We start from the raw sequence: 13,679 nt of genomic DNA on the forward strand, positions 1-13,679 counted from the left end.
GTGAGCGCAAGCCCGGGGGCGTCCGTTTTACTCACTTCTGACTTTTCCCTCCTCACTTCCTGCTTCTCTTGGGTGATGCAAGCTCGACGGCGGAAGCCGGGACCGGGCGAAAAGCTCGCCGCGTTTCGGCTCTGCTCACTCCTTACTCCTCACTCCTCACCTCCCATGAATCAAAACGCCTTCAAGGATCATTTCTCCGCGCTCGCCGGCGCCTATGCGGCGGCGCGGCCCGAGTATCCCGAGGCCTTGTTCGACCTGATCGCGGCCCAAGTGCCGGCGACGGCGCGGGTCTGGGAAGCCGGTTGCGGCAGCGGCCAGGCTACGCGCGGCCTGGCCGCGCGCTTCGCCCAGGTCCACGCGACCGAGCCGAGCGCGCAACAGATCGAACAACACTGGGCGCACGACGCGTCCCTGCGCGGCAGCGGCAACGTCAGCCTGGCGATCGAACCGGCCGAGCGCACCGACCAGGCCGACGCCAGCGTGCAGCTGATCGCGGTCGCGCAGGCGCTGCACTGGTTCGAGCGCGAGCGTTTTTTCGCCGAGTGCGAGCGGGTGTTGGCGCCCGGCGGCGTGCTCGCGGCCTGGGGCTACTGCGATTTCCTGGCTCCGGAAGGCATGGTCGGTGCGGTCGCCGACTTCCGCGAGCAGATCGAGGAGTACTGGCCGCCCGAGCGGGTCCAGATCGAACAGCGTTATGCCGGCTACGAATGGCCGTTCCCGGCCTTGCCGGCGCCGGCGCTGTGGCTGGAGGCGGAGTGGGGGCTGCGGCGCTTTCTCGGTTATTTGAACAGCATGTCGGCGACGGCGCGCTGCCGCGCGGCCACCGGCGAGGACCCGGTCGCGCGTCACGGGCCGGCGCTGTCGGCGGCCTGGGGCGCTTCGGGCGATATACGGACCCTGCAATGGCCGCTGTTCCTGCATTTGCGCCGCAAGCCGGGCTGAACGCCGGGGCGGGAGCGAGGCGGGGAGGCGTGGCGGGCTGCCGAGGCCGGCGCGGTCTGGCGGATGCCGCGGGCAGGGCCGGAAATCCGAGCGTTTCTTACGAGTATGCCTGAAGCCCATGTCGTCCAGGTCCGGCCAGGTCGGGCATGGCCGCAGCGCCATGGGCGGAACACTGCATCCGCAGCCGACCGCGGCGGACAACCGGCCCGGCGCGACCCGGGTGCTAAACTGCGCCCGCCGGTTCGCCGGCGCTTCATTACGTAACGTCTTCAGGGCGGGGCGAAACTCCCCACCGGCGGTAGGCGCGGTTACGCGCGAGCCCGCGAGCGCCTTCGGGCCGCGGTTCCGATTCGGGACCCGGCGCGGAGGGTCAGCAGATCCGGTCCGATGCCGGAGCCGACGGTCACAGTCCGGATGAAAGAAGACGGCTACGCGCGACTCCTCTCGCAAGAGCAGGGAGACCGAACCCGCGGCGACGCCGCGGGTCGTGCGTTGGCCATGCCTTGAGGCGTTTTTCGCTCACCATCATGCGGGAAACGTTTCATGACCCACTTCCATCGCGACACCGCAGCGGCGCTCCGCCAGGAGATCCGCTGATGTTCACCGGCATCATCGAAGGCGTCGGCTCGCTCGCCGCCAGCCAAGACCTCGGCGGCGACGTGCGTCTGCGTATCGCCACCGGCACCCTCGATTTCAGCGCGCCCAAGCTCGGCGAGAGCATCGCCGTCAACGGCGTCTGCCTGACCGTGATTTCGTTCGACGAACGCTCGTTCGAGGCCGACGCCTCCACCGAGACCTTGTCGCTGACCACGCTCGGCGCGCTCAAGCACGGCGCCATCGTCAACCTCGAGCGGGCGATGCGCCCGACCGATCGCCTCGGCGGGCACATGGTCAGCGGCCACGTCGACGGCGTCGGCGCGGTGCTGAGCGTGCACGAAGACGCACGCGCCCAGCGCTGGCGCTTCCGCGCGCCGGCATCGCTGCTGCGCTACATCGCCAAGAAGGGTTCGATCTGCGTCGACGGCGTCAGCCTGACCGTCAACGAAGTCGACGACGAAGGCTTCGAGGTCGCCTTGATCCCGCACACCGTCGAGCACACCGCGTTCGCGCAGACCGCGGTCGGCGATGCGGTCAACCTGGAAATCGACCTGGTCGCGCGTTACGTCGAGCGCCTGCTCGGCGCCCGCGTCGACACCTCTGCCGCAGGAGCCGCTGCATGAATTTCGCGACCGTCCCCGAATTGCTCGAGGAAATCCGCGCCGGCCGCATGGTCGTGATCGTCGACGACGAAGACCGCGAGAACGAAGGCGACCTGATCATGGCCGCCGAACTGGTGCGCCCGGCCGACATCAACTTCATGGTCACGCATGCGCGCGGCCTGGTCTGTCTGTCGCTGATGCGCGAGCGCTGTCTGCAACTCGGCCTGGGGCCGATGGTGCGCGACAACACTTCCTCGCACCACACCAATTTCACCGTCAGCATCGAGGCCGCCGAGGGCGTGACCACCGGCATCTCGGCCTACGACCGCGCCCACACCGTGCGCACCGCGGTGCGCCCCGATGCCAAGCCCTCCGACCTGGCCCAGCCCGGTCACATCTTTCCGCTGATGTCGCAGCCCGGCGGTGTGCTCAGCCGCGCCGGCCACACCGAGGCGGCGAGCGATCTGGCCCTGCTCGCGGGCCTGGAGCCGGCCGGCGTGCTGGTCGAGGTGCTCAACGCCGACGGCAGCATGGCGCGTCGCCCGCAGTTGGAGGCGTTCGCCGCCGAGCACGGGCTCAAGATCGGTTCGATCGAAGAGTTGATTCGCTATCGCCTCGCCACCGAGCACACGGTCGAGCGCGTCGATGCGCGCACCATAGACACCGAGCACGGGCCGTTCCGCCTGCTGAGCTATCGCGACCGCCTGACCCATGCCTTGCACTTCGCCCTGCAGCGCGGCGAGCCCGATGCCGACGTGCCGACTCTGGTGCGCGTGCACATCCAGAACCCGCTCGCCGATGCGCTGCATTGGCGCCGGCCGGACTTCGGTCCGGCGGTCGGCGACGTGCTGGCGGCGATCGCGCGCGAAGGCAGCGGTGCGCTGGTGGTGTTGGCCGATCACGCCGACGCCGACAGCCTGCTGGCGCGGGTGCGCGAGGCCGCACCCGAAGCCGCGCACGATGGCGCCGGCGGCGACGAGGCGGCCCACACCGTCGTGCCGGTGCCGACCCGCGGCCATGCATTAGCCGAGTGGCGCCGCAACGGCGCCGGCGGGCAGATCCTGGCCGACCTCGGCCTGGGCAAGCTGCGTGTGCTCGGCACCCCGCGCCGGCAGATCGGCCTGGCCGGCTTCGGCCTGGAAGTCGTCGAGTACGTCGACATCGCCAAGCTGGGCTGAGGCTTCAGGCCTGGGGCCGGCGGCCGCTCGCGGCGGCCGGCCCATCGCAGGCGTGGATTCCGTGCCGCGCCGGCCCGAGGCAACCGACTTGAGCGTTCCGTCCTCCGGCACCGGCGGCCCCCAGCCGTTAAACTACCCCTTTCGTCCAGCCGATTTCCCCTCATGCCCCATTACGAAGGCGACCTGCGCAGCCCCGAGGGCGCGCGCTACGCCATCATCGCCAGCCGCTGGAACCCGCGCATCACCGACACCCTGGTCGCCGGCGCCCGCAAGACCTTCGCCGAGCACGGCGTCGCCGAGGACGCCATCGACGTGGTCCGCGTCCCCGGCGCCTGGGAATTGCCGGTGGTCGCCGCCCGCTTGGCCGTCGCCGGCCGGCACGCCGCCGTGGTCGCGCTCGGCTGCGTCGTGCGCGGCGATACCCGTCACTACGAACAAGTCGCCGACGGTTGTTCCGACGGCCTGATGCGCGTGTCGCTCGACTATGGCCTGCCGATCGCCAATGGCGTGCTGGCGGTCGAACGTCACGAGGATGCCGAGGCCCGCGCCGGCGGCAATCACGGCAACAAGGGCGAGGAAGCGGCGCTGGCCGCCCTCGAAATGAGCCATCTGCTGGGGCAATTGCCATGAACCGCCGTCGTCAGGATGGAATAGATCCGGTCGCGCGTTCGCGCGCCCGCCGCCGCGCCTTGCAGGCCGTGTACGCCTGGCAGCTGTCGGGTTCCCGGGTCAACGACGTGATCGGCCAGTTCGCCCACGAGCAGGCCCACGAAGTCGCCGACCTCGATTACTTCGAGGACCTGGTGCGCGGCGTCGACAAGCACCAGGAGGAGTTGGACGTCGCCCTGGCGCCGTTCCTCGACCGCGATGTCGAACAGGTCGACCCGATCGAGCGCGCCGCGCTGCGCATCGCTGCTTACGAGCTGCGCCATCGTCTCGATGTGCCGTACCGCGTGGTGATCAACGAGGCGATCGAAACGGTCAAGCGCTTCGGCGCCGAGCACGGCCACACCTACGTCAACGGCGTGCTCGATCATGCCGCCGCCGATTGGCGCGCGACCGAATTCGGGGCGTCGAAGAAGCGCTGATTCCGCACCCATCCGGGCGTCGCCCAGGCGACGCCCGCGCCCGGACGAGAGCGCGATGAGACCGCGATGAGCGCAGCCGAGTTCGACCTGATCGCCCGCATTCGCGCCCGCATCGGCGCCGGCCAGGCGCCGCGCGACGATGTGGTGCTGGGCATCGGCGACGATGCCGCCTTGTTGCAGCCGCCTGCCGGTCAACAATTGGTCGTCGCTACCGATACCCTCAACCGCGGCGTGCATTTCGCCGACGATGCGGCGCCGGCCGGCATCGGCTGGAAGTCGCTGGCGGTGAATCTGTCCGACCTCGCCGCGATGGGCGCGAGCCCGGCCTGGTGCACCTTGTCGCTGTCCTTGCCGGCCGAGCCCGGCTTCGCGACGGAGGCCTTCGTCGATGGTTTTCTCGATGGCTTCGTCGAACTCGCCGCCCGACACCGGGTCGCCCTGGTCGGCGGCGACACTACCCGCGGCCCCTTGTCGGTGTGCGTGACCGTGCTCGGTTTCGTCGAGCCCGGCGCGGCTTTGCGCCGCGATGGCGCGCAGGCCGGCGACGAGGTCTGGGTCACCGGCACGCTCGGCGATGCCGCCGCGGCGCTGGCCTTGGCCGGCATCGCGCCGTACTGCGAATACGAAGTGCGCCGCAACGACGGCGACGCGCACACCGATGCCGAGCGATTGTTCGAACGCCTGCACAGGCCCACACCGCGGGTGAGCGCAGGCCGTGCCTTGTGCGGCCTGGCCCATGCCGGTATCGATGTTTCCGACGGTTTGCTCGCCGACCTCGGCCATGTTTGCGCGGCGTCCGGCGTGGACGCTTGCATCGACGCCGATGCGTTGCCGGTGTCGCGCGCTTTGGCCGCGGCCTGCGCCGGCGACGCCCGCAGGGCCTTGCAACTGAGCGGCGGCGACGATTACGAGCTGTGTTTCACCGCGCCGCCGGGTCGACGCGCGGCGATAGAACAGGCCTTGAGCCGGGGCGATTCGACGGCGCGGGTGATCGGCCGGATCGAAGCGCGGCAAGCGGGGGCGGAGTGCGCGGTGCGCGTGCACACGAGCGATGGCTCGGTGTGGACACCGACCCGGAAGGGATACCAACACTTCGCTTGATCGTTCTTCGTTTCTGCGCTGCAGCCGCTGCGCGCCGGGCTGATCATGAGGCGAGTGTGTGACATCGCTCAGATCGCATTACTAAAAAGTTCAGACCCGCTTAATCGCCTGAGTGCGAGGGTGGCGCAACTTCTCAACCGAGCCTTCGCTCATGCGCCACTCCGCTCCGGAACGCGATCTGCTCACCCTGGAATCGGAGCGAACCGGCGGTGTCGCGACCGGCTTCAATATCGCGTTGGCCCTGGCGCTCGGCGCCATGGCGAGCGGCTGCGGCGCGGTACGTTCGATCGCCGGCATCAACACGATCCAGTTGCAGGACGCCCAGGTCAGCGCGATGGAAACCGACATCGGCCCCGGCGTGAGCACGATCTGCCCGCGCCAGCCGGTGCAGATGCACGTGGCCGTCACCGCACGGCTGGCGCGCGAGCCGGCGCCGGCCGGTTACGAAACCTGGCATGGCGGCACCGGTACCCGCCGCAACGGCATGTTGGATTTCCGCAACTTCGATTTCTCGAGCGCGCATGGCCGGTTCGACGAGATGGGGTGGTTCACGCCCAATCCCGACGTGCTGGCGAGCGTGGACAGCGGTTTCGCGATATCCACGCGATTGCTGCATCCGCGGGCGCAATTGGCGCAGTCGCGGCATTACCTCGCCGACTACGGTTGCATCGTCAGCGTCGGCACGCCCGGTGGACCGGGTGAGCGGGGCCGCGACGGCAGCAGCGGTTCCGACGGTCGCGACGGCCGCAGCGGCGTCGATGGAGAGCACGGCGATCATGCTCGCGACGGCGACGATGGCGAACGCGGCGGTCCGGGCTACGAGGGACCGCAACTGCGCATGTACGCCACCTACGTGAGCACGCGCTCGCATCCGAAGTTGATCGCCGTGCGGGTGACCGGCGATTTCGACGACTTCGTGCTGGCGCCTGCCGACCGTCCGCTGACCTTGGTTGCGGCCGGCGGCCTCGGTGGCGCAGGTGGAAACGGCGGCAGTGGCGGTCGCGGCGGCGATGGCGGCCGGGGCGAAGGCGCGCGGCAGCAAAGCGAGAAGCGCCGCTTCGGTAACAACGGCAACGGCGGTTCCGGTGGCGATGGCGGCGACGGTGGCGACGGTGGCGATGGCGCACCCGGCGGCATCGGAGGAAGCGGCGGCCGGATCGAGCTGACCTACGATCGGCGTTATCCCGAGCTGGCGCAGTGGCTGCGGTTCGATGTCGCGGGCGGCCCGGGTGGCGAGGGCGGCCGCAGCGGCAGCGCCGGCAGCCAGGGCAGCGGCGGCAGCAGCGGGGCCGGCGGCAGTAGCGGGAGGACCGGCCGCAATGGGTTCTCCGGCCGTTCCGGCCCGGTCGGTGCGCCCGGCAGGCCAGGACAGGTCGAGGCGAATGCGGGCGAGGTCGGAGGGTATTTCAGCGGTCTACCCGGAGTGCGCAGGCTGTAAGCGTCGATGCGCGAGCCCCGGGCGCGCGGTCGGGGATCGGATTGGGGAATGGGACCGATCGGCATCGCGCGACCGCGCAACTGAGCGGCAACGCTACGCGTCCGGCAGCAGCTTGCCCGGATTGAGGATGCCGTCGGGGTCGAACACGCTTTTCAACTGACGCATCAGTGCCAACGTGGCCGCATCGACGGCCTGCGGCATGAACTCGCGTTTGGCCAGGCCGATGCCGTGCTCGCCGGACAAGGTGCCGCCGAGCGCCAGGGCGAGCGCGAACACCCGCGACATCGCTGCATGGGCACGCTCGTTCTGCGCATCGTCGGCAGGGTCGTAGAGCAGGTTGACGTGCAGGTTGCCGTTGCCGGCATGGCCGAAGCAGACGATCGGCAGATCGAACTCGCGCGCCAGCGCCTGCACACCGTCGACCAGCTCGGGGATGCGCGACACCGGCACCACCACGTCTTCGTTGATCTTGCCCGGCGCCAGCGTGCGCAGCGACGGCGACAGCGCCTTGCGCGCGGCCCAGAGTTTTTCGCGCGCGGCTTCGTCGCTGGCGTCGTCGAGCGAGATCAGGCCCTCGCCCTGCGCCGCGCGTTTCAAGGCGGCGATCGAATGCGGCAGGGTCTGCGCGTCGCCGTCGGCTTCGATCATCAGCAAGGCGCCGGCCTGCGCGGGCAGATCGGCGCCGCCGACGTCGCGTGCCAGTTGCACCGCACGCGCGTCCATGAATTCGAGCATCGACGGAGTGACCGGCTGCGCCATCAGCCGCGCCACCGCTTGCGCCGCCGCCGAGACGTCGCGGTAGATCGCGCGCAAGGCCGCGCGCGCCGGCGCCGCCGGGGTCAGGCGCAAGCTCGCCTCGACGATCAAGGCCAGGGTGCCTTCGCTGCCGACCAGCAGGCGATGCAGGTCGTAGCCGGTGGAGCCCTTGGTGGTCGCAGTGCCGCAGACGATCAGTTCGCCGGCGCCGGTCACCGCGGTCACCGCGAGCACGTTGTCGCGGCTGGCGCCGTACTTCACCGCGCGCGGCCCGCCGGCATTGCAGGCCAGGTTGCCGCCGACCGTACTGAAGGCGGCGCTGGTCGGGTCCGGCGGCCAGAACAGGCCGTGCGACTTCAACGCGATCTGCAGGTCGCCGTTGAGCACGCCGGGCTCGACGATCGCGCAGCGGTCGCCCGGGCGGATCTCGAGGATGCGGTTCATGCGCTCGAACGAGACCACCACGCCGCCGGCGACCGGCACCGAGGCGCCGGTGGTGTTGGTGCCGCGCCCGCGCGCGATCACCGCCACGCGGTGGCGACGGCAGGCGCGCACCAACGCGAGCACCTGTTCGCGCGTGCGCGGCAGCGCCACCGCATCGGGCATGGCGTGGCGGCGCGAGTTGTCGTAGGCGTAAGCGAGGCGTTCGCCGGGATCGGTCAACCAGGCTTCGCCAAGCAGGCCCGACAACTCGCGTTGCAGTTCGTCGGGCAGGGCGGTCATTGCGCGCGTTCCGAACGCGGCAACCACTGCCGCATCGTCGCGCCGAGCAGGCCGACCGCGAGCGCGGGCAGGGCGATCCAGCGCGCTTCCGACCACAGTACTTCGAGGCCGCGCGCGCTGAAGAAGCGTGCGCCGATCGGCGAGACCTCGATCGGCCGCCACGGCGCGAAGATGCGTTGGTCCGACCACGGCCAGTACAGGGCGACGCCGAGGCCGCCGTCGGTCAGCGCATCCAACAACGGATGCGAGACGGTGCAGACGAACAACCACGCGGCCGCGGTCCAGGGCGGCGCACGCAACCAACGCGCGGCGAGCGCACCGAGCGCGGCGATCAGCATGGCGAACGCGAAGGAATGACTGGCGCCGCGATGGCCGAAGTCGTCGGCATAGGCGATGCCGAGCTTGAAGGCGACCACGTCGGCGTCCGGCAACATCGCCGCGAGCGCGCCGGCGACCAGCAGGCGGCGGTCGATCACCCGCGACCCGAGCGCCCAACCCAGGGCGAGCGGTACCACGGCATGGGTCATCACGGTCGGCATCGGGCAGTCGTCTCAGAGATCGTCGGCGCGGAAGGCGTCGCGCAACCAGTTCAGGCGCGGCGCGGCGGGATCGCCGTCGGCCTCGACCACATCGAAGCGGCAGGCGCCGTCGGCGAGGCGGGGATGGGCGGCGAGGAAACTCTGCGCCGCGAGCACCAGCTTGCGGCGCTTGCGTGCGTCGACCGAGGCCGCGCCGCCGCCGTAGCGGTCGTCGCGGCGGTAACGCACTTCGACGAACACCAGCACGGCGCCGTCGAGCATCACCAAGTCGAGTTCGCCGAAACGGTAGTTGGCGTTCGCCGCGACTTCGCGCAGGCCGGCGGCGAGCAGATGCGCACGCGCGGCGGCTTCGACCGCGGCGCCGCGCGCGCGCCGGTCCGACGCCGGCGGCGTCGGGCCTGGGGTGCGATCAGCGGCGCGAGGCATCCGCCAGCGGCACCGCGACGCCGCTGCTGAAGGTCGACCACGCCGGCGTGCGCAGCACGGTGCCGAAGCCGTCGATGCGCAGCACGCCGGTGGCGCCGGAAACGAACGCGTCCGAGCGGGTGGCGAGGCGTTCGAGATAGGCCGACAGCAACCAGGCGTCGTAACCGAAGGCGAACAGGCGCGCGCCGGGACCGCGCGCGGTCGGCAGGGTCGCGGCGGCGCCGACGGCGGGCGGCAAGCCGCGCACGCCGCCGCTGGTCCAGGACTCGGACGGGAAGGCGATGCCGTCGAGGACGCGGTCCTGATCCGGCTTGCCGGTGCCCGACAGCAACTGCGAGGTCGCCACGCGCGGCTTGTCGGCCAGGCCGACCAGGGCGAGCTTCGGAATCAGGGTGCGTGCGGCGCTGCCCTTGGTCGCCAGGAACACGGCGTCGACGCCGCCTTCCTTGGCCACGAACGGCGCCAGGTCGGCAGTGCCTTCGCCGACGGTGTCGGTGACCTGGGCGCCGCGTGCGGCCAGGCGTTCCTTAAGGGCGGCGATCGCACGGCGCTGGCCTTCGTCGCCGCCGCCGATGGCGAGCACGCGCACGACTTTGCGCTCGAGCAGGTAGTCGGCCGCGGCGATGCCTTCGTCCTCGGGCGTCAGCGAGAAGCTGACGTTGCCGCTGGGCGGAGCGACGTTGCCGCGATTGAGCGCGAGCACCGGCACCGGCAGGGCGGTCTTGCCGAACAGGGCGCTGACTTCGTCGCGGCCGAGCGGGCCGATCACGAAGTCGTTGCCCGCGGCCGCGGCCTTGTCGTAGGCGGCCAGAGTGCCGCCGGCGGTGCCGGAGGTGTCGTAGAAGACGATCTCGGGGCGACGACGGCTTTCGCCGTAATAGCCGGCGAGCAGGCCGTCGCGCACCGGCGCCGAAGCGGTCGCGAGCGCACCGGTCAGCGGCAGCAACACCGCGAGCTTGACCGGCGGGCGGTAACCGTCGCTTTCGGCCGGCGGACGCTGCCCGGCGCCGCTGAAGCTCCAGTTCGAGGTCTGGTCGAACGGGCGCGGCAAGGGCAGGCCGCGCTGCATCAGCAGGCGGCCGAGGTAGTTGTAGAGCGGATCGCCGACCGGCACGGCATCGGCTTCGCGCGCCAGGGCGGCGTTGTCGAGTTGCGATAGCAGGCGTTCGATCTGTTGTTCGTTCTCGGTCCGCGCCGCGCCGCTGAGGCTGGCGTTATTGCGGGCGAGGTGGGCCGCCTGGGCGATCAGCGGATTGGCCGCGTTGATCGCCGCGACCGGACGGGTTTCGACCGTGGCGCAGCCGCCGAGCAGGGCGGTTGCGGCCAGAAGGCTGAACATCCATGTCATCGCGGGCCGGTTTTTCTTTTGATTCATCGGCTTGCATCCGCCGTCCAGCGGCGTTCCTGTGGGACCGGTTAGGATTCTACCCGCCCTTACCGTAACCGTACGATGCAGACCTCCGGCACCCTTCATATTGTGGCAACTCCGATCGGCAACCTCGGCGATTTGTCGCCGCGTGCGCTCGACACCTTGCGCACGGTCGCGGCGATCTGCGCCGAGGACACGCGCCACACCCGTCAGTTGTTGGCGCATTTCGGCCTGGAACGGCCGTTATTGGCGCTGCATCAGCACAACGAGGAACAGCAGGCGGCGCAGTTGGTGGCGCGCCTGCAGGCCGGCGATTCGCTGGCCTTGGTGTCCGATGCGGGCACCCCGTTGGTCAGCGACCCGGGCTTCCGCCTGGTGCGCGCGGCGCGCGCGGCCGGCATCCGCGTCTCGCCGGTACCCGGCGCCTGCGCCGCCATCGCCGCGCTCAGCGTCGCCGGCCTGGCCTCGGATCGGTTCAGTTTCGAAGGTTTCCTGCCGGCCAAGGGTGCGGCCCGGCGCGAACGCCTGACCCGGCTCGCCGCCGAACCGCAGACCTTGTTGTTCTACGAATCCTCGCATCGCATCGAGGAAACGCTCGACGACATGGTCAACGTGTTCGGCTTCGAGCGGCAGGCGGTGCTGGCGCGTGAGTTGACCAAGTTGTTCGAGACCGTGCTCGACGGCTCGCTCGGCGAACTGGCCGCGCGGGTCAAGGCCGACCCGAACCAGCGCAAGGGCGAGTTCGTGGTGATGGTCGAGGGCGCCGGCGACGATGCCGACGCCAAGGTGGTCGAAGGTTTGCGCCTGTACGCCAAACTGAAAGAGCACCTGCCGCCGTCGACGGCGGCGAAAGTGGCCGCGGAACTCAGCGGCGCGCCGCGCAAAGCCCTGTACGGCAGCGGCGACTAAGGCGCCGCTGTGTCTGACGACGCCGCGCGCTGACGTTCGAGCGCGGCCACCAGTGCATTCATCAGCTCCGGGCCGGCCCGCACCTGGAAGTTCCAGATGTCTTCCGAGACGAAGATCGGCTGGCCGTTGAGCTGCAGGACGCGTTCGCCGCCGTCGATGCCGAAGCAGCGCTCCAACTCGGCTTCGGTTTCACGAATCGAGCGATAGGCCGGCCAGAAGGCCGAGCGCAGTTCGCTTTCGCTCCATGCGGGCAGACGCTCGGCCAAATCCTCAGCGCCGGTCAGCCCATGGCGGCGCAGCATGCCCAATGGATACAGCGGGTAATGATCTTCGGGGGCGTCGCTTTGCATGAGGGCGGCCGATCCTTGCCGTGGGATGACGTGGTTTCCGCCAATTTAACCGCGCGCCGGCGATTCGGCCCGGCGCGTGCGACAATGCCGGCGCGGAGTCGGCCAGGCAGTCGCGTCATCGGATCGCAAGATCCGGTGCCGAGGAAAGTCCGGGCTCCACAGGGCACGGTGCCAGGTAACGCCTGGGCGGCGCAAGCCGACGGAAAGTGCAACAGAGAGTAGACCGCCGAACGGCCCGCAAGGGTGCGTGGTAAGGGTGAAACGGTGCGGTAAGAGCGCACCGCGAGTCTGGCAACAGACCGGCACGGCAAACCCCACCGGGAGCAAAACCAAATAGGGAGACTATGTCGCGGCCCGCGATGTCTCCGGGTAGGTTGCTTGAGCGTAACGGCGACGTTGCGCCTAGAGGAATGACTGTCCACGACAGAACCCGGCTTATCGGCCGGCTTCGCGCTTCTTGGCTACGCCAAGAAGCCCCAAAATTTGCGTTGCAAATTTCGGGCCCCGCTATGCGCACCCAAATCCCCGCCCCGTTGGGGCGCCCCCTTTACTAAAGGGGGCTCTCGGTAACGAAGGGGCGACGGGCGTTGTTGCGTCGCTTCAATGCTGCGGCTTGGCTTCCTCTTCCGCTGGCGGGAGAGGGCTGGGGTGAGGGCGGGCGTTCTTGGGGCGCCCCTGGCGCTTCCGAGTTCCGGCCCCTTCAGCGTCCGATGCGGGCGGGTGGGGCGCTCGAGCGCGGTCGGGATTTGGTTTGGGCGCCACGCCGATCCGCGGCGCTGGCCGGGTGCCGGATCGCGGCAGTCATCGGCGATCCATTCGCTTGCGCATGTTCCGATAGTTGCCGCTGATCGTGCACGCAAATCCGACCTTCTGCGCTGATCGGCGCAGCTTGCTGCTTCGCAACAGGACTTTAACAACTGTGACGGCCATCGCGTGAGGGTCACTTTGTGACGTGCTGAGTCTCAAAATGTGAGACGAAACAAAGGTTAGTGGATAAGTCTTGAATAAGACTCTGAAGTCCGCCGCAAGCCATTGATGTGCTTGGTGAAATTTGCCCCGGAAAGTTGTTGACAACCTTGTGCACCCTGCTAATGTGGACATCCGAGGGAAAACCTGGGTTTTTGTGGGTTTTCGAGGCCAGCCGTCCAACCGGGCGAATGAACGAGGTGACCCGTCCGGTAGAGACGGGAACCGCAAAGGTGCGCAATGTTCCAGGGCGAAACCGCCATCACGATCGATGACAAGGGACGGCTGGCGGTACCTACCGCCTACCGCGACGTCGTCGCGCGTGAATGCGACAACCGCCTGGTCATCACCTACAACCCGTTCGAGTCGGGCTCTCTCTATCTGTATCCGCTGTCGATCTGGGAACGCGTCCGCGACCAGGTCAACAAGCTGCCCAAGGCCAAGAAGGTCAACCGCAACATGCAGCTCAAGCTGGTCGGCGCGGCCGCGTTCGTCGAACTCGACGGCAACGGCCGTATCACCCTGCCGGGCAGCCATCGCGCCGCGGTCGGCATCGAGAAGAAAGCCGTCTTGCTGGGCATGGGCGACAAATTCGAGTTATGGAGCGAGCAGGCGCATCACGCGCAGATCCGTCAGACGATCACCGACGACGATCTGAGCGACGAGCTGCTCGACCTGCAGCTATGACGGGCGGT

Annotated in this window: 14 protein-coding genes, 1 other RNA gene and 1 riboswitch; of the genes, 10 read left to right on the plus strand and 5 right to left on the minus strand. The window is 69.3% G+C overall.

The features are described from left to right. Positions 1-165 precede the first annotated feature (165 nt). The 7 genes from LC490_RS07045 (at position 166) to LC490_RS07075 (ending at position 6,946) form a co-directional block, all read left to right on the plus strand. Positions 166-942, plus strand: a complete 777-nt coding sequence (locus LC490_RS07045) for a class I SAM-dependent methyltransferase (RefSeq protein ID WP_223619721.1) — start codon at positions 166-168, stop codon at positions 940-942. 261 nt (positions 943-1,203) lie between these two features. Next, positions 1,204-1,372, plus strand: a riboswitch (FMN riboswitch). Between the two features lie 166 nt (positions 1,373-1,538). Continuing rightward, positions 1,539-2,162 (plus strand): riboflavin synthase, encoded by a 624-nt coding sequence (locus tag LC490_RS07050; RefSeq protein WP_223619722.1) that lies wholly within the window; start codon positions 1,539-1,541, stop codon positions 2,160-2,162. After that, complete coding sequence (gene ribB, locus LC490_RS07055) at positions 2,159-3,319, plus strand: 3,4-dihydroxy-2-butanone-4-phosphate synthase (RefSeq protein ID WP_031371580.1); 1,161 nt, start codon at positions 2,159-2,161, stop codon at positions 3,317-3,319. The genes LC490_RS07050 and ribB overlap by 4 nt, the downstream gene beginning before the upstream one ends. 162 nt (positions 3,320-3,481) lie before the next feature. Further along, on the plus strand, positions 3,482-3,949 hold the full coding sequence (gene ribH / locus LC490_RS07060; RefSeq protein WP_031371581.1) for a 6,7-dimethyl-8-ribityllumazine synthase: 468 nt from the start codon (positions 3,482-3,484) through the stop codon (positions 3,947-3,949). Continuing rightward, a complete protein-coding gene (gene nusB / locus LC490_RS07065) occupies positions 3,946-4,407 on the plus strand; it encodes a transcription antitermination factor NusB (RefSeq protein ID WP_031371582.1) in 462 nt (153 codons plus the stop codon). Before ribH ends, nusB begins: the two co-directional genes overlap by 4 nt. A gap of 66 nt (positions 4,408-4,473) precedes the next feature. Continuing rightward, complete coding sequence (gene thiL, locus LC490_RS07070) at positions 4,474-5,508, plus strand: thiamine-phosphate kinase (RefSeq protein ID WP_223619723.1); 1,035 nt, start codon at positions 4,474-4,476, stop codon at positions 5,506-5,508. 151 nt (positions 5,509-5,659) lie between these two features. Then, positions 5,660-6,946, plus strand: a complete 1,287-nt coding sequence (locus LC490_RS07075; protein ID WP_223619724.1) for a collagen-like protein — start codon at positions 5,660-5,662, stop codon at positions 6,944-6,946. 93 nt (positions 6,947-7,039) lie between these two features. Here the strand turns inward: LC490_RS07075 and LC490_RS07080 are convergent, their stop codons facing one another. The 4 genes from LC490_RS07080 to LC490_RS07095 are packed head-to-tail and all read right to left on the minus strand — an operon-like array spanning position 7,040 to position 10,729. Next, entirely contained in the window at positions 7,040-8,425 is a 1,386-nt protein-coding gene (locus LC490_RS07080; RefSeq protein WP_223619725.1) for an FAD-linked oxidase C-terminal domain-containing protein, read from the minus strand. After that, positions 8,422-8,964 (minus strand): metal-dependent hydrolase, encoded by a 543-nt coding sequence (locus LC490_RS07085; protein ID WP_031371586.1) that lies wholly within the window; start codon positions 8,962-8,964, stop codon positions 8,422-8,424. The genes LC490_RS07080 and LC490_RS07085 overlap by 4 nt, the downstream gene beginning before the upstream one ends. 12 nt (positions 8,965-8,976) lie before the next feature. Next, positions 8,977-9,390 carry a YraN family protein gene (locus LC490_RS07090; RefSeq protein ID WP_031371587.1) on the minus strand — a complete coding sequence of 138 codons (414 nt, stop codon included), beginning with the start codon at positions 9,388-9,390 and terminating at the stop codon, positions 8,977-8,979. Further along, entirely contained in the window at positions 9,374-10,729 is a 1,356-nt protein-coding gene (locus LC490_RS07095; protein WP_223619726.1) for a penicillin-binding protein activator, read from the minus strand. Before LC490_RS07095 ends, LC490_RS07090 begins: the two co-directional genes overlap by 17 nt. Positions 10,730-10,840: 111 nt before the next feature. Here LC490_RS07095 and rsmI point away from each other — a divergent pair, with 111 nt between their 5' ends. Then, complete coding sequence (gene rsmI, locus LC490_RS07100) at positions 10,841-11,668, plus strand: 16S rRNA (cytidine(1402)-2'-O)-methyltransferase (protein ID WP_223619727.1); 828 nt, start codon at positions 10,841-10,843, stop codon at positions 11,666-11,668. Here rsmI and LC490_RS07105 read toward each other — a convergent pair. Continuing rightward, complete coding sequence (locus tag LC490_RS07105; RefSeq protein ID WP_223619728.1) at positions 11,665-12,018, minus strand: hypothetical protein; 354 nt, start codon at positions 12,016-12,018, stop codon at positions 11,665-11,667. The two genes, rsmI and LC490_RS07105, sit on opposite strands and share 4 nt — an antisense overlap. 94 nt (positions 12,019-12,112) lie before the next feature. Here LC490_RS07105 and rnpB point away from each other — a divergent pair. Both rnpB and mraZ read left to right on the plus strand, forming a co-directional pair. Further along, positions 12,113-12,472, plus strand: an RNA gene (rnpB, locus tag LC490_RS07110) — RNase P RNA component class A. Between the two features lie 752 nt (positions 12,473-13,224). Next, complete coding sequence (gene mraZ, locus LC490_RS07115; protein WP_031371591.1) at positions 13,225-13,671, plus strand: division/cell wall cluster transcriptional repressor MraZ; 447 nt, start codon at positions 13,225-13,227, stop codon at positions 13,669-13,671. Positions 13,672-13,679: the final 8 nt, after the last annotated feature.

The sequence above is a fragment of the Lysobacter sp. ESA13C genome, from assembly GCF_019970005.1.
GTDB classification, from domain to species: Bacteria; Pseudomonadota; Gammaproteobacteria; order Xanthomonadales; family Xanthomonadaceae; genus Lysobacter; species Lysobacter antibioticus_B.

What these genes read in the sequence shown, in the direction of transcription:
- ribB (WP_031371580.1), top strand. Translation starts at nt 2,159, where the DNA reads ATGAATTTCGCGACCGTCCCCGAATTGCTCGAGGAAATCCGCGCCGGC.
- LC490_RS07050 (WP_223619722.1), top strand. Translation starts at nt 1,539, where the DNA reads ATGTTCACCGGCATCATCGAAGGCGTCGGCTCGCTCGCCGCCAGCCAA.
- LC490_RS07095 (WP_223619726.1), bottom strand. Translation starts at nt 10,729, where the DNA reads ATGTTCAGCCTTCTGGCCGCAACCGCCCTGCTCGGCGGCTGCGCCACG.
- mraZ (WP_031371591.1), top strand. Translation starts at nt 13,225, where the DNA reads ATGTTCCAGGGCGAAACCGCCATCACGATCGATGACAAGGGACGGCTG.
- LC490_RS07105 (WP_223619728.1), bottom strand. Translation starts at nt 12,018, where the DNA reads ATGCAAAGCGACGCCCCCGAAGATCATTACCCGCTGTATCCATTGGGC.
- rsmI (WP_223619727.1), top strand. Translation starts at nt 10,841, where the DNA reads ATGCAGACCTCCGGCACCCTTCATATTGTGGCAACTCCGATCGGCAAC.
- thiL (WP_223619723.1), top strand. Translation starts at nt 4,474, where the DNA reads ATGAGCGCAGCCGAGTTCGACCTGATCGCCCGCATTCGCGCCCGCATC.
- LC490_RS07090 (WP_031371587.1), bottom strand. Translation starts at nt 9,390, where the DNA reads ATGCCTCGCGCCGCTGATCGCACCCCAGGCCCGACGCCGCCGGCGTCG.
- LC490_RS07080 (WP_223619725.1), bottom strand. Translation starts at nt 8,425, where the DNA reads ATGACCGCCCTGCCCGACGAACTGCAACGCGAGTTGTCGGGCCTGCTT.
- LC490_RS07085 (WP_031371586.1), bottom strand. Translation starts at nt 8,964, where the DNA reads ATGCCGACCGTGATGACCCATGCCGTGGTACCGCTCGCCCTGGGTTGG.
- nusB (WP_031371582.1), top strand. Translation starts at nt 3,946, where the DNA reads ATGAACCGCCGTCGTCAGGATGGAATAGATCCGGTCGCGCGTTCGCGC.
- ribH (WP_031371581.1), top strand. Translation starts at nt 3,482, where the DNA reads ATGCCCCATTACGAAGGCGACCTGCGCAGCCCCGAGGGCGCGCGCTAC.
- LC490_RS07045 (WP_223619721.1), top strand. Translation starts at nt 166, where the DNA reads ATGAATCAAAACGCCTTCAAGGATCATTTCTCCGCGCTCGCCGGCGCC.
- LC490_RS07075 (WP_223619724.1), top strand. Translation starts at nt 5,660, where the DNA reads ATGCGCCACTCCGCTCCGGAACGCGATCTGCTCACCCTGGAATCGGAG.